Annotated in this window: 16 protein-coding genes; 13 read left to right on the top strand and 3 right to left on the bottom strand. The window is 66.6% G+C overall.

The window, feature by feature from the left end; all coding sequences use genetic code 11:
• Positions 1-32: 32 nt before the first annotated feature.
• Positions 33-1,190 (bottom strand): thioredoxin domain-containing protein, encoded by a 1,158-nt coding sequence (locus tag KOE53_RS03735; RefSeq protein WP_188057421.1) that lies wholly within the window; start codon positions 1,188-1,190, stop codon positions 33-35.
• Between the two features lie 41 nt (positions 1,191-1,231).
• Between KOE53_RS03735 and rsmI the strand changes: the two genes are divergently transcribed.
• A complete protein-coding gene (rsmI, locus tag KOE53_RS03730) occupies positions 1,232-2,128 on the top strand; it encodes a 16S rRNA (cytidine(1402)-2'-O)-methyltransferase (RefSeq protein WP_188044228.1) in 897 nt (298 codons plus the stop codon).
• Between the two features lie 24 nt (positions 2,129-2,152).
• Here the strand turns inward: rsmI and KOE53_RS03725 are convergent, their stop codons facing one another.
• The gene (locus KOE53_RS03725) at positions 2,153-2,836 is read right to left on the bottom strand and encodes a lysophospholipid acyltransferase family protein (RefSeq protein ID WP_188057420.1); all 684 of its coding nucleotides are present in this window, start codon (positions 2,834-2,836) and stop codon (positions 2,153-2,155) included.
• A gap of 132 nt (positions 2,837-2,968) precedes the next feature.
• Between KOE53_RS03725 and KOE53_RS13775 the strand changes: the two genes are divergently transcribed.
• The 11 genes from KOE53_RS13775 to KOE53_RS03670 all read left to right on the top strand — a co-directional run bounded on the left by KOE53_RS13775 (position 2,969) and on the right by KOE53_RS03670 (position 16,664).
• The gene (locus tag KOE53_RS13775; RefSeq protein WP_188057419.1) at positions 2,969-3,928 is read left to right on the top strand and encodes an FKBP-type peptidyl-prolyl cis-trans isomerase; all 960 of its coding nucleotides are present in this window, start codon (positions 2,969-2,971) and stop codon (positions 3,926-3,928) included.
• A 129-nt stretch (positions 3,929-4,057) separates the two neighbouring features.
• Positions 4,058-5,143, top strand: a complete 1,086-nt coding sequence (gene dxr / locus KOE53_RS03715; RefSeq protein WP_188057418.1) for a 1-deoxy-D-xylulose-5-phosphate reductoisomerase — start codon at positions 4,058-4,060, stop codon at positions 5,141-5,143.
• Positions 5,144-5,176: 33 nt separating this feature from the next.
• Positions 5,177-6,556 (top strand): M50 family metallopeptidase, encoded by a 1,380-nt coding sequence (locus KOE53_RS03710; protein WP_188057417.1) that lies wholly within the window; start codon positions 5,177-5,179, stop codon positions 6,554-6,556.
• 93 nt (positions 6,557-6,649) lie between these two features.
• Positions 6,650-7,807, top strand: coding sequence for a flavodoxin-dependent (E)-4-hydroxy-3-methylbut-2-enyl-diphosphate synthase (gene ispG, locus KOE53_RS03705; RefSeq protein WP_188057416.1), 1,158 nt, complete (start codon positions 6,650-6,652; stop codon positions 7,805-7,807).
• A complete protein-coding gene (trmB, locus tag KOE53_RS03700) occupies positions 7,808-8,587 on the top strand; it encodes a tRNA (guanosine(46)-N7)-methyltransferase TrmB (protein WP_188057415.1) in 780 nt (259 codons plus the stop codon).
• A gap of 72 nt (positions 8,588-8,659) precedes the next feature.
• Positions 8,660-9,079 carry a Fur family transcriptional regulator gene (locus tag KOE53_RS03695; RefSeq protein WP_188057414.1) on the top strand — a complete coding sequence of 140 codons (420 nt, stop codon included), beginning with the start codon at positions 8,660-8,662 and terminating at the stop codon, positions 9,077-9,079.
• 119 nt (positions 9,080-9,198) lie between these two features.
• Positions 9,199-10,647 (top strand): catalase, encoded by a 1,449-nt coding sequence (locus KOE53_RS03690; RefSeq protein ID WP_188057413.1) that lies wholly within the window; start codon positions 9,199-9,201, stop codon positions 10,645-10,647.
• A gap of 87 nt (positions 10,648-10,734) precedes the next feature.
• Positions 10,735-10,944, top strand: coding sequence for a hypothetical protein (locus KOE53_RS03685; protein ID WP_188057412.1), 210 nt, complete (start codon positions 10,735-10,737; stop codon positions 10,942-10,944).
• A gap of 206 nt (positions 10,945-11,150) precedes the next feature.
• Positions 11,151-12,677, top strand: a complete 1,527-nt coding sequence (locus KOE53_RS03680; RefSeq protein WP_188057411.1) for a SpaH/EbpB family LPXTG-anchored major pilin — start codon at positions 11,151-11,153, stop codon at positions 12,675-12,677.
• Positions 12,678-12,829: 152 nt separating this feature from the next.
• On the top strand, positions 12,830-15,676 hold the full coding sequence (locus KOE53_RS03675; RefSeq protein WP_353055574.1) for a DUF7927 domain-containing protein: 2,847 nt from the start codon (positions 12,830-12,832) through the stop codon (positions 15,674-15,676).
• A 139-nt stretch (positions 15,677-15,815) separates the two neighbouring features.
• Positions 15,816-16,664 carry a class C sortase gene (locus KOE53_RS03670; protein WP_188057409.1) on the top strand — a complete coding sequence of 283 codons (849 nt, stop codon included), beginning with the start codon at positions 15,816-15,818 and terminating at the stop codon, positions 16,662-16,664.
• A gap of 211 nt (positions 16,665-16,875) precedes the next feature.
• On the opposite strand, the gene KOE53_RS03665 is transcribed toward KOE53_RS03670, so the two are convergent.
• Entirely contained in the window at positions 16,876-18,021 is a 1,146-nt protein-coding gene (locus tag KOE53_RS03665; RefSeq protein ID WP_188057408.1) for an RNA polymerase sigma factor, read from the bottom strand.
• A gap of 415 nt (positions 18,022-18,436) precedes the next feature.
• On the opposite strand from KOE53_RS03665, the gene KOE53_RS03660 reads away from it, so the two are divergent.
• Entirely contained in the window at positions 18,437-20,113 is a 1,677-nt protein-coding gene (locus tag KOE53_RS03660; RefSeq protein WP_188057407.1) for a DUF6923 family protein, read from the top strand.
• Positions 20,114-20,193 lie beyond the last annotated feature (80 nt).

The following is a 20,193-nucleotide window of genomic DNA, read 5'->3' as shown; positions in this document are numbered from 1 at the left end:
CAGCGCGGAAATCCCCGAGCTGGGAGACGCGGTTACGGGACCGTGACTCCCTGTGCCTCGAGGAAGGCGCGGAACTCGGCCGGATCGTTCACGGGGCCCTGGTAGGGGACGCCGTTGACGACCGCGAGCGGGGTTCCCTCGACCATGAGTGCCGAGTTGACCGCGTTCGGGACGGGGTTTTCGAAGCTCCAGTTCGTGAACGCCTGGGCGAACGGCACAAACGTCTGGTCGGTGATGCACGAGCGTGCGGCGGGGCTCAGCGCGCCCGCTTCCTGCTCGATCGCCGCGATGATCTCCTTGTCGTCAAGGCCTGGGGTGTTCTCTGGCGGCTGCACGTTGGCGCTCAACAGCGTGGTGTGGGCGAGCCAGGACGAGGCCGGCTGCTCGGTCGCGATGCAGGCGAGGGCGCCGGCGGCGCGGGAGGAGTACGCGCTGCCGGAGGAAGCGCGATCGAGGAACGTCAGGGTGCGCACCTGCAGGGTGGCCGCGCCGCTCTCGATAACCGACTCAAGCGTCGGGGCGTTGGCCTGTTCGAAGCTCATGCAGATCGGGCAGCGGTAGTCGACGAACAAGAGGATGTCCGCGGGTCCCTCGCCGCGCTCGGCACGGGGCAAGAGGGGGACGTCGCCCGGAGTGAGCGCCTTCGACGGCACGGGGGCGAAGTCCTCGCCGAAGGTAATGCCGCCGTCGGCATAGTTCTCGGGCCACTCGCCGGTGAAGTCCAGCGGGGTGAAGGACTGCGGGCCGCCCGATTCGCCCGATTCTGGATCCGACTCGTGACTGTGCGTCTCGGTCGGGGCGCTGTCGAAGCCGCCGGTCCATCCGGGGCTGAGCGCGACCATCAGGACGTACGCCGCGAGCACGATCGAGGCGATCACGCCGATGGCGCCGGAAGCGATGCCCGCGATCGCGGGGGCCTTGGCGCGCTGGCGACGCACGAGCGCCACGATGCCGAGCACGATGGCGACGATGCCAAAGAGGGCGGCGAAGAGCCCCAGGGGGGTGACGGCGAAGAAGCCGACGCCGACGGTGAGCAGTGATACGAGGCCGAGCGCCATCGCGGCGATCCCGAGGCCGCTTCCGGATTGAGCCGCGGGAGCCGCGTACGGGTGCGGCGGCGCATAGGCCGGGGCGGGCGGCGTGACCGCGGGCGGAGTGACGTGGTCGCTGGGCTCGTGCGTATCGGGCATACCCCCATCCTGCCAGGATGCGGGCGGCGTAAGCTGAAACCATGATTCTCCTTGCGGCAACTCCGATCGGAAACCTCGGGGACGCATCAGCGCGGCTGCGCGAGGTCCTGGGTAGCGCGGCGGTCATCGCCGCCGAAGACACCCGGCGGACCGCCCAGTTGCTGCGGCTGCTCGGCATCGAGCACCGCCCCGAGCTCATCGCGCTGCACGAGCACAACGAGCGCGAACGCGCCGAGCGACTTGTTGAGCGGGCCGAGACGGAAGACGTGGTGCTCGTCAGTGACGCCGGCATGCCGACGGTGTCCGATCCGGGTTTCCGCGTCGTGCAGCTCGCCGCCGAGCGCGGAGTACAGGTCAGCGCGATCCCCGGCCCGAGCGCCGTCATTACCGCCCTCGCGGTCTCGGGACTCCCGACCGACCGGTTCGCGTTCGAGGGATTTCTGCCACGCAAGGCAGGGGAGCGGGTCCGCGCCGTGGCCGCCCTCGCCGATGAACGCCGCACGCTGGTCTTCTTCGAGGCGCCGACCCGCCTTGCCGAGGCGCTCGCCGCGCTGGCCGAGGGCTTCGGACAGGATCGTCCCGCCGCCGTTTGCCGGGAACTCACGAAGCTGCACGAAGAGGTCAAACGCGGCGGCCTGGGCGAGCTCGCCGAGTGGGCGGCCGAGGGCGTGCGCGGTGAGATTGCGATCGTGGTGGGCGGCGCGCCCGAGCGGGAGGCCTCTCCGGCCGACGCGCTCGCGGACGTGCTGCGTCTCGTCGCGGGAGGTACGCGCATGAAGGACGCCGCTCGCGAGGTCGCGGCGCAGACGGGCCTGCACGCGCGGGAGCTCTACACCGCCGCGTTGGCGGCGCGCCCTGCAGGTGAGCGCGCGGCCGCTACGCCCGGCGCGAAGCACGCGGACGCGGCGAACGCGATGCACACGCTGCCGACGCGCTAGGCAGCGTGCGCGCGGCGCAGCGCGCTACGCGCCGCGGCCGCCAGCCGAGTACTCGTCAGCGCGATCCTGCCCGGTGAGCGCCGCGATTGCCTGCATGATGCGCTCGGTTGCCTCGCGCCTCGCCTGACCGGCGGGAAGGCCTGCGAGGTCGGCCAGATCGACCGGTTCCCCAAACGTCATCGAGACGCGGGGCGACCGCCCGGTGGCGGGGTCCCGCAGCGCGCGGTTGGTTCCGACGAGCCCCACCGGGACGACGGTCGCCCCGGTCTCGAGCGCCATCCAAGCCGCGCCCGAGCGGCCCCGGTAGAGTCGGCCGTCCGGCGATCGGCTTCCCTCGGGGAACACCGCAAAGACGCTGCCGGCGGCGAGGACCTCGCGGCCGGCGTCCAGCGCGGCCTGTGCGGCGCTGCCCGCCTCGCGGTGGACCGGGATCGCTCCAACTGCGCGGAAGAACCAGCCGCGGAGGCGGCCGCGAAAGAGCGACGCCTTCGCGAGGAACTGCACTTGGCGTGGGGCAAAGGACGGGATGAGGATGGTGTCGACCGCCGAGAGATGATTGCTTGCCAGCAGCACGGCGCCTACGCGCGGAAGGTGCGAGGCGCCGCGCACGGCCGGCCGGTAGCGCAGCCACAGGAGCGGGCGCAGGATGGCCCGACCGATGAAGAAGATGGGGCCTGGGCGGGCGGGCGCTGACAGAGAATCGTGCACCCAGCGAGCCTACTCGGGCGTTTTCCCGCCCGGTACACAGGCGATGGCGAGAAATCTCCGACAGAATCGACCTACTCGGGTTCGTCGTTGCAGGCGGGCCCGCAACTCTGTCACTGTTGCAAAGGACTATTCGTGAAGCGCTCCCTCGCTGTTCTTCCCGCCGTCGCGCTTGCCGCGACCCTCGGCCTCGTCGGCTGCTCGGCAGACGCCGCGCCGCAGGACTGCACTCCCGAGGGGAGCGCGAGCAAGAGCGTCACGATCACGGGCAAGGCTGGCGAGGACCTTGAGCTCACGTCGAAGACGCCAGTGCAGGCTGAAGCGCTCGAGCGGAGCGTCCTCACCGAGGGCGACGGCGATCAGCTCAAGGACGGCGATCGCGCCGAAGTCACCTTCACCGTGTTCAACGGCAAGAACGGGAAGCAGCTCTCGAGCGAGGAAGCGACGCTCGAGAACAATCCCGAGATCTCCGCCGCCTGGGTCGTCGACTCGCTCAAGTGCTCCTCGGTCGGTGACCGCGTCGTCTCCGTCGCCCCCGCGACCGACATCTTCGGCCCGGACGGCGCTGAGTCGTCGGGCTTCGAAGACCTCACCTCGGAAGACTCCCTCGTGTTGGTGTTCGATGTGAAGAGCATCCTTCCGGCAGCCGAGCCCGCGCTTGATCGCGCCGAGGGCACCGAGCAGCCCGCCCCGAAGGGTTTCCCCACGGTCAAGCTCGCCGAGGACGGCGCCCCGACCATTACGATCTCGAAGGACGCGGCGGCCCCCACGAAGCTGGAGATCGCCACACTCATCGAGGGTGACGGCCCAGTCGTCAAGCCCGGCGACAACGTCACCGTGCACTACACCGGCGTGATCTGGCGCACGGGCGAGACCTTCGACTCGAGCTGGGACCGCGGGGCCCCCGTGGACTTCGCGACGACCGGCGTCATCGGCGGCTTCCAGAAGGCGCTCGAGGGACAGAAGGTCGGCTCGCAGATCATCTCCGTCGTGCCCGCAGAAGACGGCGGCTACGGCGCGGCCGGCCTCGAGGGCAAGGGTTTCCAGAAGGACGACGTCATGGTCTTCGTTCTCGACATCCTCGCCATCAAGTAGCGCGAGCTTCTCGGCGCAGTCGCGGCGGGCAGGATCCGGTGGGCACGTACGCCCGGCAGGATCCTGCCCGCCGCCGGCGTTTCCCGGCGCGCGAGCGCGGCGATCGGCGCACTCTGCTTGAATGGCGGCATGAAACGCGTCACGATTTTGGGGTCCACCGGTTCGATCGGCGAGCAGGCGCTTGACGTGATCCGCCGCCACCCCGACCGGTTCCAGGTGGTGGCGCTCGCGGCGGGCAGCAACCGCGAACGCGTCGCGGAACAGGCCGACGAGTTCAATGTCGACTACACGGGCTTCGGTGCGGACGAGGCCGCCCAGCTGGCGCGCGACGTCGACGCGGATGTCGTGCTCAACGGCATCACCGGGTCCATCGGGCTCGGCCCCACGATCGCGGCTCTGCAGGCGGGCCGCACGCTCGCGCTCGCGAACAAAGAGTCGCTCATCGTGGGCGGCGACCTCGTGACGGCGATGGCGAAACCCGGCCAGATCGTGCCGGTCGACTCGGAACACTCCGCAATCGCGCAGGCGCTGCGCGGGGGACGCGCGGGCGAGGTGCGCCGGCTCGTCGTTACCGCCTCGGGGGGTCCGTTTCGCGGGATGGACCGCGCGGCACTTGCCCGGGTGACGCCGGCCCAGGCCCTCGCGCACCCCACTTGGGACATGGGCCGCATGGTCACGACAAACTCGGCCACGCTCGTCAACAAGGGGCTCGAAGTGATCGAGGCGCACCTCCTGTTCGGGGTGCCCTACAGCGACATCGAGGTGGTGGTGCACCCGCAGTCCATCGTGCACTCGATGGTCGAGTTCATCGACGGATCGACGCTCGCGCAGGCGTCGCCGCCCGACATGCGGCTCCCGATCTCGCTGGGGCTGGACTGGCCGACGCGCGTGCCCGGGGTCGGTGCCCCGCTCGACTGGTCGAAGGCGACAGCCTGGACCTTCGAACCGCTCGATCACGAGGCGTTCCCGGCTGTGGCGCTGGCCAAGGAGGTCGGGCGCTCGCGGGGCACCTTCCCCGCGGTCTACAACGCGGCCAACGAGGAGGCGGTCGAGGCATTCCACGCGGGGCGCATCCCGTTCCTCGGCATCGTAGACACGATTCGTCGGGTCGTCGACGCGCACGACGCCCCGGCAGAGCTGAACCTCGATTCGCTCGCCGAGGCGGAGCGCTGGGCGCGCGCGCGGGCACAGCTCGAACTCTCGCGGGTTTCGTAGCTGCGCCACAGGCGCCACCGCTAGCCTGAGCAGGTGCAAGACGTGCTGCTCTATATTCTCGGAATCCTCATCATCGTGATCGGCCTCGCGGTGTCGATCGGGCTGCACGAAATCGGGCACTTGCTGCCGGCGAAGCTCTTCGGGGTGAAGGTCACGCAGTACATGATCGGCTTCGGGCGCACCCTCTTCTCGCGCCGCAAGGGCGAGACCGAGTACGGGGTCAAGGCGATCCCGCTCGGCGGCTACGTCGCGATGACGGGAATGTACCCGCCGGAGAAGCCGGGAGAGGCGGCCCGCGCCTCGACCACCGGCTTCTTGAATTCCGTCGCCACGGAGGGCAGCCCAGCCCCCGCGCGCGGGCGGATCGCCGCCCTCGTCGACGAGGCGCGCGAGGCGAGCGCCGACACGATCGCCGAGGGCGAGGATCACCGCGCGTTCTACCGGCTGCCGGTCTGGAAGAAGATCGTGATCATGCTGGGCGGCCCCTTCATGAACCTGGTCCTCGCGTTCGTGTTCTTCGCGATCCTGGTCACCGGGTTTGGCGTCCCCCAGAACACGACGACCCTGGGCAGTGTGAGCGAGTGCCTCGTGCCCGCCACCAGCCAGGCCACAAGCTGTGCCCCGGACGACCCGGCGGCCCCCGCGGCCGCGGCCGGGCTCTTGCCGGGCGACCGCATCGTGGCGCTCGACGGCCGCGCGGTGCAGTCCTGGGACGCACTTCGCGAAACCATTGCCGCCTCGCCCGGGTCGACCATCAACGTCGAATTTGTGCGCGATGGCGAGACGATGGACCTCGCGCTCACCCCGGTCGCCAACGAGCGCGCACTGTACGACGCCGCGGGCAAGCCCGTGCTGGCCGCGGACGGCTCGGCGAAGACCGAGCTGGTCGGCATGATCGGCGCGACTCCCACGAGCGAGCTCGTCTCGCAGCCGCTTTCCGCGGTGCCCGGCTATGTGGGCGAGAACGTCGCCCAGGTCGGCAACATGATCTTGCACCTGCCGCAGCGCATGGTCGACATTTGGAACGCCGCGTTCGGTACCGAGGCGCGCAGCGCTGACGGCCCCATCAGCGTCGTCGGCGTCGGCCGTCTCGCGGGGGAGATCGTGAGCCTCGACGAGGCACCCGTCGCCTCGAAGGTGCAGGCCATGGTCGGCCTGCTCGCCTCGCTGAACGTCGCGCTGTTCGTGTTCAACCTCATCCCGCTGATGCCGCTCGACGGCGGTCACATTGCCGGCGCCCTGTATGAGGGGCTCCGCCGTTTCCTCGCGAAGCTCTTCGGCCGCCCCGACCCGGGCCCCGTCGACACCGCGAAGATGGTGCCGATCACCTTCGTGGTGACGATCCTGCTCGGCGCGATGAGTCTCCTCCTCATCTACGCCGACATCGTGAAGCCGGTCTCGCTCTTCGGTTAGGCGCGCTCGGGGCGCGCCCCCGGCAGGATCCTGCCCGACGTACCCGCAGGTGATGCCCGGCCCAGGCGCAGGGTTGGCCGGTAGACTCGGCGCGTGGCAGCAATCAATCTCGGAATGCCGAAGGTCCCTGAAGTTCTCGCACCTCGGCGCAAGTCCCGTCAAATCAAGGTCGGCAAGGTCCTCGTGGGCGGCGACGCTCAAGTGTCGGTCCAGTCCATGACGACGACCCCGACAACCGACATCAACGCGACTCTGCAACAGATCGCGGAGCTCACCGCGTCCGGTTGCGACATCGTGCGCGTCGCGGTCCCGAGCCGGGACGACGCCGAAGCGCTGCCGATCATCGCGATGAAGAGCCAGATCCCGGTGATCGCGGACATTCACTTCCAGCCCGCGTACGTGTACGCCGCGATTGACGCCGGGTGCGCCGCGGTGCGCGTGAACCCGGGAAACATTCGCAAGTTCGACGACCAGATCGGCGAGATTGCGCGGCGCGCAAAGGCCGCGGGCACCTCGATCCGCATCGGCGTGAACGCGGGCTCGCTTGACCCGCGCCTGCTGCAGAAGTACGGCAAGGCCACGCCCGAGGCGCTCGTTGAGAGCGCTGTCTGGGAGGCGTCGCTGTTCGAGGAACACGACTTCCACGACTTCAAAATTTCCGTCAAGCACAACGACCCGATCGTGATGGTGAAGGCGTATCGCCAGCTCGCCGAACGCGGCGACTGGCCGCTGCACCTCGGGGTGACCGAGGCCGGGCCGGCATTCCAGGGCACGATCAAGAGCGCGACCGCGTTCGGGATCCTGCTCTCCGAGGGCATTGGCGACACCATTCGTGTCTCGCTCTCCGCCCCGCCCGTGGAAGAGGTCAAGGTCGGCCTGCAGATTCTGCAGTCGCTCAACCTGCGCGAGCGCAAGCTCGAGATCGTGTCGTGCCCCTCGTGTGGCCGCGCCCAGGTGGACGTGTATTCGCTCGCGGAGGACGTGACCAAGGGACTCGAGGGCATGAGCGTGCCGCTGCGCGTCGCCGTCATGGGCTGCGTCGTCAACGGCCCGGGCGAGGCCCGCGAGGCCGACCTCGGCGTTGCCTCGGGCAACGGCAAGGGCCAGATTTTCGTGAAGGGCGAGGTCATTAAGACCGTTCCCGAGAGCGAGATCGTGGCGACGCTCATCGAGGAGGCAAACCGGCTTGCGGCCGAGATGCCCGCCTCCGAGGCCGGCCGCCTCGGCGCACCGACGGTTGAGACCTACTAGATGGCCTCGCTGGAATCGCAGGCGGAGCCTGCCGTAATCGTCGAGCCGGAGGATGCCGCCTCCCAGGCGCCCGATGAGGCGTACCCCGAGGGGATCCTGTCGTTCGTGCGCAGGAGCGCTCGGCTGACCGAGGGGCAGAAGTGGGCCTGGACCCACCTGTCCGGCGAGATGCGCATTGACGTCCCTCGTGGGCGTTCGGTGACGAGTGTCGCAGCAAACTCAGAGCGCGATCCCGCCGAGTTTTTTGGGCGCAAGGCGCGCCTGGTCGTCGAGATCGGTTCGGGGCAGGGGCACGCGATCGTGCACGCCGCCGAGCAGCGTCCCGACACGAACTTCCTCGCGGTCGAGGTGTTCCGCGCGGGCCTTGCGCGCACTATGGGCTCTGCGCATCGCGCAGGGCTCGATAACGTGCGGGTGGTCGAGGCGAATGCGCCCGAGGTGCTCGAGCGTCTGCTTCCCGCGGCGTCGATTGACGAACTCTGGGTGTTCTTCTCTGACCCGTGGCCGAAGGCACGGCACAACAAGCGGCGCCTCATCTCGCCGGAGTTTGCGACCCTCGTCGCCCGGGCGTTGAAGCCGGGTGGCGTGTTGCGCCTCGCGACCGATTGGGAGGAGTACGCGCTGCAAATGCGTGACGTCCTTGACGCCGCCGAGGGCTTCGAGCGTAATTTCGCGGGGGAGTGGGACGAGCGTTTCGACGGTCGCGTGCTCACCGTGTTCGAGCGCAAGGGCTCGGCTGCGGGCCGCGACATCCGCGATCTGAGCTACCGCCTCCGCTAGGAGCACGCGTCGCCGCGCCCGGCCCAGAAGTTCCTTTTGGTGAATAACTAAAAAGAAGCTATACTGGTGGGTATGGAGACGACCTACGCCGACACGCTGCAGGCCGCAGGCCTGCGCGCGACGGCCGGGCGCCTCGCGGTGTTGGGAGCGCTCGATGCGCGCCCGCACGCCGACGCCGAGCGAGTGTTTCGCGACGTCGTCGCCGCATTGCCGACGACGTCGATCCAGTCGGTGCACAATATCCTCGCCGACCTCACCGGGGCGGGCCTGTTGCGCAGGATCGAGCCGGCCGGCTCGGCGGCGCGTTTTGAGCGACGCATCGACGACAATCACCACCACCTGGTGTGCACGAGCTGTGGGGCGGTTGCTGACGTCGACTGTGTCGTGGGGCACGCGCCCTGCCTGGTGCCGTCCTCGACGGCTGGGTTTGCGGTGCAATCCGCCGAAGTGACGTTCTGGGGCCTGTGCCCCGAATGTCAGGCGGCCGCGTAGGCCGCCGCCTGATCGTCCACAACCCGCACTCTTTCTCGCACTGATGCGCGCCGCACCGACGGTGGCGTTATTCGTCGCGCCCAATGACTTGTCCCGTACCCGAAAATCGAAGGAGCACTATGTCGAACCCCAACCCGACGACCACCCAGACCGGTACCCCGGTTGCGAGCGACGCGCACTCGCTCGCTGCTGGCACCGACGGCGCGATCGCGCTGCATGACCGCTACCTCGTTGAGAAGCTCGCGCAGTTTGCCCGTGAACGCACTCCCGAGCGCGTCGTGCACGCCAAGGGCGGCGGCGCATTCGGTGAGTTCGTTGTCACGGGTGACGTTTCGGCGTTCACGCGTGCGGCGGTGTTCCAGCCGGGTACGACTACGGAGACCGTGCAGCGCTTCTCGTCGGTCGCCGGCGAGCAGGGCTCGCCTGACACTTGGCGCGACGTGCGTGGCTTCTCGGTGAAGTTCTACACGAGCGAGGGCAACTACGACATCGTCGGCAACAACACCCCGGTCTTCTTTATCCGCGACGGCATCAAGTTCCCCGACTTTATCCACTCGCAGAAGCGCCTTCCGGGGTCGGGCCTGCGCGACGCCGACATGCAGTGGGACTTCTGGAGCCTCTCGCCCGAGTCGGCTCACCAGGTGACCTATCTCATGGGCGACCGTGGCCTGCCGCGCTCGTGGCGCAGCATGCCCGGCTTCGGCTCGCACACCTACCAGTGGATCAATGCCGCGGGCGAGCGCTTCTGGGTGAAGTACCACTTCGAGGCGCTGCAGGGCAACGAAGAAATGTCGAACGAGGAAGCCGAGCAGATCGCCGGCGCCGATGCCGACTACTACCGCCGGGATCTGTACGAGGCCATTGAGCGTGGGGATTTCCCCGCCTGGAAGCTCTCGGTTCAGGTCATGCCGTACGAGGACGCGAAGACGTACCGCTTCAACCCGTTCGACCTCACGAAGGTCTGGCCGCACGCGGACTACCCGCTGATCGAGGTGGGCGTGCACACGCTGAACCAGAACCCCGAGAACTTCTTCGCGCAGATCGAGCAGGCCGCCTTCTCGCCCGCGAACACGGTGCCCGGTATCGACATCAGCCCCGACAAGATGCTGTTGGCTCGCGTGTTCTCTTACCCGGATGCCCAGCGTTACCGCGTCGGCACGAACTACAACGAGCTGCCGGTGAACGCTCCGGTCGCGCCCGTCAATAACTACTCGCAGGACGGTGCGACGCGTCACGGCTTTAAGCCGGCAAGCGCCCCGGTCTACGCGCCGAACTCGTTCGGCGGGCCGGTCGCCGATGCCGCCGTCGCGGGCGAGGGGAGCTGGGAAAGTGACGGCGCCCTTCAGCGCTCGGCCGCCGCCCTGCACGCGGAGGATAGCGACTTCGGCCAGGCCGGCACGCTGTACCGGGACGTCTTCGATGACGCAGCGAAGGCTCGCTTCCTCGTCACCATCACGGGCGCCGTTGGTGGCGTGCAGAGCGACGAGATCCGCGAGCGGGCGATCCAGTACTGGACGAACGTCGACGCCGATCTTGGCCAGGCGCTGCGCGCGGCACTCGCGAAGTAGTTCGCGCGCAGAAACAAGTGTGGTGCCGGGGCGGCAACCCCGGCACCACTGTCCGTCATCTCGACCCACCCGAAAGAAGCAGTGTCAATGAGTATCGAACAGAACCCACAATACGACAGCCGAGCGCTCGATCAGACCCAGCGGGCGATGGGAGCCGGCGCACAGCACGAGGTGCTGCGCGCGGCGATGCGGCGTGCGGCCGGCTCGCCGACGCCGACGCTCGACCCGCAGCAATCGGCGATGGGTGCCGAGGGGCAGATTCGTGTCGTGGCACGGGGCCTCTTTCTCGTCGACTAAGTCGTCCTTCGTCTGCGCTGTCGCCGCTCGCCCCGTTTTCGGGGTGGGCGGCGTTGGTGTCTCCGGCGCACATTTTGTAACGAAAGGGTAACGGCGCGTCACTTTTTGCCGACCCACTGAACATCTCCTGTGGAAGCCACATTTGGCTATCAATCACTCGCTTCAGGCCGCAGGTTCGTGGCCGTTGAGAAAAAGGAGACGTTCAGATGGCTGAACGGAAAATGATGCGGCGCGGGGCAGCGATGCTCGGAGCGACCGTACTCGGAATGGTCGCGCTCCTCGGCGCGAACACGACGGCGAACGCTGCGCCGCTGCCGGGGGACTACGGAAACATTGACTTTGACCGCATGGGTTCGCTGACGGTCCACAAGTACCTGCACCAGTCCGGCACCGTGACGGGCGACATCAGCGCGCCTCCGGCGAGTGACGACTTCACTGACCCGGTCGCGGGTGTCGTCTTCACGGCGTACCCGTTGCTCAAAGATGGGTCAGCGCTCGACCTCAGCGTCGCCGCCAACTGGACCGGACTGAAGACGGTTACTCCGGGCGCAGGCTGCACCGCCCCCGCCGGCTTCACGCTCGGCACAGCGGTTGTTCTCCCGGCGACGGACGCCGCTGGCGCCGCGGCCGCCAGCCTCCCCATCGGCGCGTACCAGATCTGTGAGACCGCCGCTCCTGCTGAGATCATCGACCGCGCGCTTCCCTTCATTCTCACGATCCCGATGCCGCACGAGACCGGCTGGGTCTACGACGTCCATGCCTACCCGAAGAACGGCAAGGGCGAGATCATCAAGAGCATCGACCCACAGCTCAATACGGGGCTCGGCTCGGTGATTTCGTTCCCGGTGTCGGTCGTCATCCCGACCAGTGCGGACGTCTGGACCGGCTTCGCCATCCGTGACACGCTCGACTCGCGCCTCACCCCGGTGACCGCGGCGAACACCGCGGTCACGCTCGGTGGCGCTGCGCTGGATCCCTCGCTCTACACCGTCACGGTGACCGGTCAGCAGGTCACCATGAATTTCAATGCGGCAGGCATTGAGTGGCTGAACCTGGACCCGAAGAACGTCCAGGCCGGCAAGACGATCCAGGTTGTCTTCGCAGGTACCGTTACTTCCGTCGGCGACGGCGTCATCAAGAACACCGCGGTGCTGTGGCCAAACAACCCGGGCTTTGATCCGGCGGTTCGTCCGCCGCTGCCCTCGAACGAGGTGAAGTCGAACTGGGGTGACCTGCAGGTGCAGAAGCGCGCCGCGGGCACCACCGGCGCGCAAGGCACCCTGAACGGCGCGGTGTTTGAGGTCTACAACGCGGTCGCTCCGTACGCTGCCAGCTGCACGGGGGCGGTCCAGACCGGTTCCGCGATCACGGTGAACGGCGCAACGCAGTTCACCTCGGAGGGCACAGGCCTGATCACTATTCCCGGTCTGTTTGTGAGTGACAATGTGAACCCGACCAAGGATGCGCTACAGCGCTGCTACGTGCTCAAGGAGGTCGCGGCTCCCGCTGGCTTCGTGCTTCCGGCAAACCCGTACACCGCCGTCACCGTCAAGATCGATGCAACCACGATCGCCGACAACGTGCAGATCTCGAACACGCAGCAGGAAGTCCCCGAGCTGCCGCTCACGGGTGCCGCGGGCCAGGTCCTCCTGATTGCCGGCGGCGCTGCCGCCGTCGCGGTCGCCATGGGCCTCGTGCTCATGAACCGCCGACGCGAGGCCGCCAGCAACTAAGCAGGTCCCCGAGTGACGGGGAGGCGCGGCAAGTCCGCGTCTCCCCGGCACACATCCAGTTCCACCACCCGCGCTTGAGCCTGACTCGCCGGGTGAAGGCCGAACGAATCGTTCGGCGAATCGAAGCTTTGAATGAAGAGAATGAGGCAGCCATGCAGATGCGCGAAAGCCGGGTCAGTCGGCGCAACAGGGCCACAATGAACCTGGGGTCGCTCAGGCGAGCAGCGCAGCTCACGGCCGCGCTGGCTCTCATTTGCGGGCTGAGTCTTGCCGGATCGGTTGTCGCAGCTTCCCCGGCCGCCGCAGAGGCGGCTCCGGTCGAAGAAATGCCTGATACCCCGACCACGACGGACCCGAACTGGGTGAGGACCCCGACTGCGGAAGTGCCTCCCGCCGAAGAGGAAGCAAGCGCTGTCGATGCGGAGGAGATTGCTGCTGCTCCCGATGCCGCCCACTCGAATGAGTCCGCGATCAGTCCGCTCTCCATTCCGGTCCCGACGGCGGGTTCTGCCGTGATCACCGTGAAAGTGGGCGGTGACCGAGTCGCGAACGGCACCGTCGTTGGCCTTGCCGGGGTGAAGCTGGGTCTGTACGGTCCCGGTACTGCGAGCACTGCTGCGAGCTCGGGTGCGAACATGCCGACGCAAGGGGCGGCGGGGACGCGGTACGACGAGAGCTGGTCGTGGACCACTTGCATCTCCGATTCAGCTGGTGACTGCAGTTTCGTTGTGCCGATTCGTTCGGGGAGCACGCCGTCGGCAACGGGTGTGCAGCAAGATACTCGCTTCTGGGTCGTCCAGGAGACGACGCCCACCGGCTGGTATTCGAATCCCACACTGCGCGTCGGAGGGTTCGGGACCAGCCCCGAAACGACGTGGAGCTACCGCTTCCGCACCGATACGCAGCTGCGCGCCGAGACAACGTACGCCTCCACGACGGCGATGCCCTGGAGCGACACTGCAGCTCAAAACAATCCCGACCGGTACTTTATGCGCAACCGCATCGATAGCAACGCAGAGGGGGGGCAATCGTCGAACGTGACCCGGACAACGGGCGTTTGGAGTGAGTCGCGAAACAACCCTGCGCCCCCTGCGCAGTGTGGAGTCGACATTGCCATCATTGCCGACACGTCGGGTTCGCTAGGTGCCACGGGAATAGCTTCCTTGAAGAGCACAATGACGGCATTCGTAGATGCGCTTCGCGGCACCAACTCACGCATGGCCCTCCTATCATTTTCGAACGTGAGTCCTGGTTTGGGTGCGTACGCTCCGGGGACTTCGACGGCGACGAACTTCCCGACGCTCTTGCCCGTGACGACAGCCGCGCAGGCAGCAGCGTACAAACTTCAGTATCGAGACTGGGTTTCGGGCGGAGGAACAAACTGGGATGCGGGCTTCGCCGCCACGGCAAATGCCGCCGCGTACTACGACGTCGCGATTTTGCTGACCGACGGCAACCCGACCGTGATGCGCGGCAACTCCAATGCAGGGTCCAGTGCGTTCAACTCGCTGCAGGATGTCGATGCAGGCATCTTCTCGGCGAACCAGCTCAAGGCCAAGGGCACGCGCGTTGTTGCGCTGGGTGTGGGCCCCGCGCTCACCACCTCGAGTGAGTACAACCTGCGTGCCGTTTCAGGCACGGTTGCGGGCCAGGACTACATCCGTGCGACAGACTTCGCAGCCGCCTCTGCTGCGCTCAAGGCTCTCGCCGAGAAAAACTGCACCGGTGCGATTGAAGTGCAGAAGATGATTGTTCCGTCTGACGGGAACATCGCGAACGCTACGCCGGCCCCGGCCGGCTGGCAGTTCGACGCGACCTCACAAGCCGCCACCGTCACGATCGATGCTCCCGCGTCGAAGACGACGGTCGTGGGCGGCAACGGCGTCGTCGACTTTGGTCTCACCTTCCCCACCGCGACCACGAGCGGTGCTGTTCAGATTCGCGAGACGCAACAGCCGGGTTACAGCATTGTGCCGGTCGGCGCAGGGACCGCGGCCCGCAACGCCGTGTGTGTCAATGCCGCCACCGGCGCCGCGCTGCCAGTGACGAATGCCGGCACTGCGGCTCAACCAGGATTTACCGTTGTCGGACAGAAGGACTACCGCGCCAGCTGCAAAATCTACAACCGAGCACCGGCACCTGGCAATCTGGACATCAAGAAGAGCGCGAACCCGGTCTCCGGCACCGAGGTGAAGCCCGGCCAAAACGTGACCTACACCCTCACCTTCAGTAATACCGGCGGCACGCCCATCGCGGTAGCGCACGACGACGTCCTGACAGACGTGCTTGACGATGCGACGCTGCAGGGCGCCATTACTGCACAGAGTCCGCTGGTGGCCGCGCTGAACACGGCCGGAAATCGCATCCTGATTACCGGAACGCTGGCCCCGGGTGAAGTGAAGACAGTGACGTACACCGTCAAGGTGAATGACCCGATCTCCACGACCAGCAACGGCGTGTTGGGCAACTATGTCGTCAAGACCAGCGAGATGCCGCCGACCACTTGCGTGCCGACTGACCCGTGCACCGTGCATCCGATTGTGGGAAGTCTCACCTGGAACAAGGTGAACCAGACGGGAGTGCGCCTCTCGGGGTCCGAATGGGCACTCACGCCGTACAACGCGCAAGGACAGTTGGTCCCTGCGAACCAGGTTGCGGTCGTGGACTGCGTCGCGGCGTCGGCGGCCGCATGCACTGGGGTCGACAAGGATCCGCAGGCCGGTGAGTTCCTGCTGCAGTCTCTGAAGCTCGGGAAGTACCAGCTGGTCGAGACGAAGGCGCCGGCTGGCTATCAGCTGCTGACGAGCCCCATTGACGTGGTCGTGAACACGAACGTGGCGTATGGGGACATCAAGAACCTGCAGATCGAGGTGCCATCAATTCCGCTCACCGGCGGGGTGGGCAGCTACCTCTTCTGGGGGAGCGCGGGCGGAATTGGCGCGTTGGTTGTTGCAGCACTGTGGTACCAGCGACGACGCACCCAGGTGCTCAGCGAGTAAGGTGCGGGGCAGATTGAGGGGGAGTCCGATGCGGGGAAGCGAGGCATCAGGTGGGATTGACTCGGCGATAGCCGAGCCGATTCCACCGGGCCTGCGGCAGGACTTGGTCCGTCGGCCGAGGGGCCGCTGGCGCCCCGGCATGATCACGTGGTTCATCGCGGTGCTCGCGATCGGGGGCATGGTGGCGGGGCTCTACCCCATGACCGCGGCCTGGCTCACCTCGTACAATCAATCCAAGATTATCGAGGCCTTCGAAGCGAGTCTCAGCACAGTCAAGCCCTCCGTCGAGGAACAACTCGCGCTCGCCCGTCAGTACAACGACGCCCTGAGTGCCGGAGTCGTGCTGGGAAAGAACGCGAACATTCCGACCGGTGACGGCTCGCTGTCTGACTCGTCGCTCGACTACAACTCGATCCTGGCCGCGAATACCGATGGGATGATGTCGCGCATCAAGATCCCCTCGATAAACGTTGACCTGCCGATCTACCACGGGACGAGTGACGAGGCGCTGCTCGAAGGAGCTGGGCATCTCGAGGGGTCACACCTGCCTATCGGAGGTTCAGACACGCGATCGGTGATTACCGCGCACCGAGGGCTCGCCACGGCGACCATGTTTACACACCTCGATCGGGTGCAGGCGGGAGACACCTTCACGCTCGAGACTTTTGGCAAGGTGTTGACCTACCGGGTGCGGGACACGAAGGTCATCGCGCCCGAAGACACGGACACGCTGCGTGCCGAGGTCGGAGAAGACTTGGTGACGCTCATCACCTGCACTCCGCTGGGCATTAACACTCACCGAATTATTGTCACCGGTGAACGGATCACTCCCACTCCCGAAAAGGACGTTCGTGCAGCTGGAATGTCCCCGACGATCCCAGGCTTTCCGTGGTGGGCGGTCATCGGCATAGGCGGGATCGTGGCGATCAGTGTGTACGTTGCGCGGCGCGGCTTCGTCGATTCGCGGATTCGAGCGAGCCAGAGTTGACGCCCGGAAATCCGCGAAACGCTGTGCCGGCCTCCCCGCTCAAAATATTCTGCGGACCCGCGTCACTTTTCTGACTCCGGGTACTCGTATCAGGTAGATGTGCGCGCCGGGCAATACCACCCCCCCCCCGCCCAGCGTGGACATCAGCGGGATGCACTCCCAGAGTCACGATGAAGCGCCGCCCCCGTGCTTCGACTCTGGGGGTGCATTTCTACGCGGGGCAGTCCAAGGTGAACGACTGCGTCGACTCGCACCAGTCTGACCAATCTCCAAAGAGGACTTCGCCCGGCGGCGTAGGCTCGGGCGGAGCAACCACCTCAGACGCAGGTGCCTCAGGCTGCGCCGGGGTCTCTGTCTGGACAGGCGCGGGATCCACAGACGGCGGCGGTGGGGTCACGCTCGGCTCGACCTGCACGACGGGATTGGCTGTGGTGGTCGGTTCCGGCGCGGGCGCAGGTGCGGGCAGCGACTCGACCGGGGGCGCCGCTGGAGCCGCGCTCTGGCCAGAGAACGCTGGGCCGAGCGAAGTTCCCAAGGCAAAGGCCAGTGCGACGGACGCTGCCGTAGCCACTGCCGGCTTGGCAAAACGCCTGTTCCAGCCTTGAAATAGGCCGATCATGCCGGCGCTCGCGAGACCGACGAGGCTCGCCTGGCTCATGAACTGACTCCAACGCCAGCCGCAATTGGGGCACGTTGCGGTGTGTGCCTCAGCTTCCTTGCGCTGCTGGCCGTTTCGTCGCCCCCAGCGCATTTCGGAGAAGAGCGAGACGGTGTCCGCGCATTCCTCGGGCAGGTCGCGACTCGGGTGCATCTGCCCGAGCCAGGAACGGCGGAGACCCTCGCGTGCCCGTTTGAGGAGCACGGTCGCGGCGTTCTGGGACATCCCGTTCTGCTCGGCAAAGTCCTTGACCCGAGTGCCCTTGACGTCTACTGCCTCGATGGCCTCCCGCCAGCGCGGGGGAAGCTCGGACAGCGCGCGCGCGGCCGCCAGCTGTTGCTCGCCGTTCGACAGATGTTCTATCGAGCTCGGTTGCCCGAGGTCCGGGAACTCGAACTCGAACTCGTCGAGAGAAGTACTGCGGTGCTGCTTCTCCCACCTCCGGATGAGCTGGGTGTGAACGGTGCGAAAGAGGTATCCGCGAAAAGAAGTCTCGGGACCGCCGCCCCCGACGAGAGCGTGGAAGACGGAGTCAAACGCGTCGGCTACCGCATCCTCGCCGTTGACCGGGTCCTTCTTCTTTGCCCAGGCCAGTGCGACCGGTGCGTGACGCTTCCAGAGTTCGCCGATTGGCCAGGATTCGCCGCTTCGCGCGAGGTCGCAGAGTTCTTCGTCTGAGCGCTCCTGTGTCTGCTGCATCGTGGAGATTCTCCATTGTCATAGCGGCCCCCCGCGCTAGCTAGGCTACGTCGAGATTCGATCGTTTCCAATTCTCAAATGGCTGAATCACCCCATAAACCGCCTGTCGCCTGCCTGATCTGGATGAGAATCTCGAAGAACTGTGGCACTACTCCGAAAAATCACTACGAACGATTGTGATCTTTGTAGGTTGGCTCGGCAATAATCTTAAACCCTGTCCTGAATTGCGAGGTCGAGTCACTTCCCTCAGACTGGAGTGAGTATCGCGCCAGAATCGCCGAGATGCTCATACCCGGTGGGGGCCGCGGGATACTCTGAAGGGCCGTATCACGTGGGAACCGTCGTCACTCATCGCACTCAAGTTCTAAGGCGAGCACTCGCCCGCATTGCAGTCGCAGCGATCATCATCTCGACATTGCTCCAGCCATCGTCGGCGAGCGCGAGCCCGAATGGTTCTACTCCGGGCGTCTACTTCTCGATGGGTCAGCCGACCCAGCTCATGCGCGCGGACGTGAACCCGGGCGGCGGTTTTGACTTCGTGCCGGTCGGTTCTCCCGATCCCGGCGGATACAACGCGCTCGGGGCGCATCTCCCCACGCGAACCCTCTACGCGGTGGGTGCGGCGAGCCAGTCGCTCGTGTCAATCGATTCCGCCGGGGCGTTGCACGACGAGCTTTTCCTCGGTGAGACGTCGTCGGTCGCTGCCTTTGCTGAGGGGGCGTTGCAGGATCGCTTCTACTACATTCCGCGAAACACGCAGCAGCTCTCGTGGGTGAATGTCCTGACGCATGAGCGCGGAACGACGGCGATGGACGCGAGCTACGCCCCGGTCGACTTCGTCTTTAGCCACGATGCCTTCTGGGGGGTGACCATCGAGAACGACGCGGCGATCCTGGTGCGGGTTGGCCTAGACGGACTGGTCTCGAGCGAGACGATGCCCGATGTGGTCGCATCAGCGTTCCCGAGCAGCGGGTTCGGCGGCGCCTGGAAGTACGGGAACGGCAATCTCGGTTTCTCGAACAACGGCGGGGGGATCCTGCAGATTCGGATCCTGGACAGCGTCGCGATGTCGACCGAAACGGTCGGCTACGCGAGCAGCCCGGCGTCGTCGTCAGTGGATGCGGCCACGCTTCCCTACGCCCCTACCGATCTTGGCGTGCAGTTGGTCGCCGAACGTTCCGGCCCCGGCCAGCCGTTGTCCTTGCGGGCGACGGTCCGCAATCACGGTGCCAGTCCGTCCTCCGGCTATGTGCTCGATCTCGCGCCCGTCGGGGCAGACACCCGAAGTGTGGTTCCGGGCGAGGGGTGCATGGACCTGCGCTTTGGCTCAAACTGCGCAGGAGGGCCGTTGCTGCCCGGAGAAGAGCGCAGCCATACGTTCGTCGTGACCTATCAGCCCGGCGACCCGGACATCTCGTGGTCGTGGCGGGCGGCCGTCCTGGGGTACGAGGCTGACCCCGAGCCTGCGAACGATCAATCGACAATCGCTGATTCGGTCGGAGGTGACCTCGGCATCCGGATCCGTTTGCAGGACAGCAACGGGAACGCGGCGGCCGACCCCGGTGAGACGTACGACGCGTTCGGGGTATTGCGCAACGACAGCACAGTGACGGTGTACTCGATCGTGGTGAATGCGTCAGGGCTCCTCAAGGACTCCCAACGACTCGAACGTCCCATGCAGCCGGGCGAACAACGCACCGTGCGCTTCTCCGGAGTGATGCCCGCAGCAACGCCGGGTGGTCCCACCAACGTGGTGATGGAGTTCCGCGGCGAGGCCGACGGGGTTCCTCTCCTGCTGGGCGAGGACTCGCTGAAGCTTGTCGGGGCCATCGGAACAGGCGGCGGATCCGGCGGAAATGGGCAGTCCGGTGGTTCCGGAGGCACGGGTGGGCAGAGCTCAGATGGATCACATGGATCTGGTGCAGGCTGGGGGTCCGGTTCGGCACGTGCCTCCGACGGCGGAACCGGCGGATCGGGGCTCTCATCGACGGGTGACATCACCGTGCCTTGGGCTGCTGCGGCGGCCACTACGTTCGTCGGTGCGGGGCTGCTCGTATTGTTGTTTCGTCGACGCCGAATGAACATCGGCTGAACGCTCGCCCGGGCGCGCGGGAGGGGCGCCCGCGAGGGGAGTTGGCCCGACCTAGGATTGATCCGGCAGGTGGTCGCCTG

The sequence above is a fragment of the Leucobacter sp. CX87 genome (assembly GCF_018682295.1).
In the GTDB taxonomy this organism is placed as follows: domain Bacteria; phylum Actinomycetota; class Actinomycetes; order Actinomycetales; family Microbacteriaceae; genus Cx-87.
This window is presented reverse-complemented; position numbering and strand designations above follow the sequence as displayed.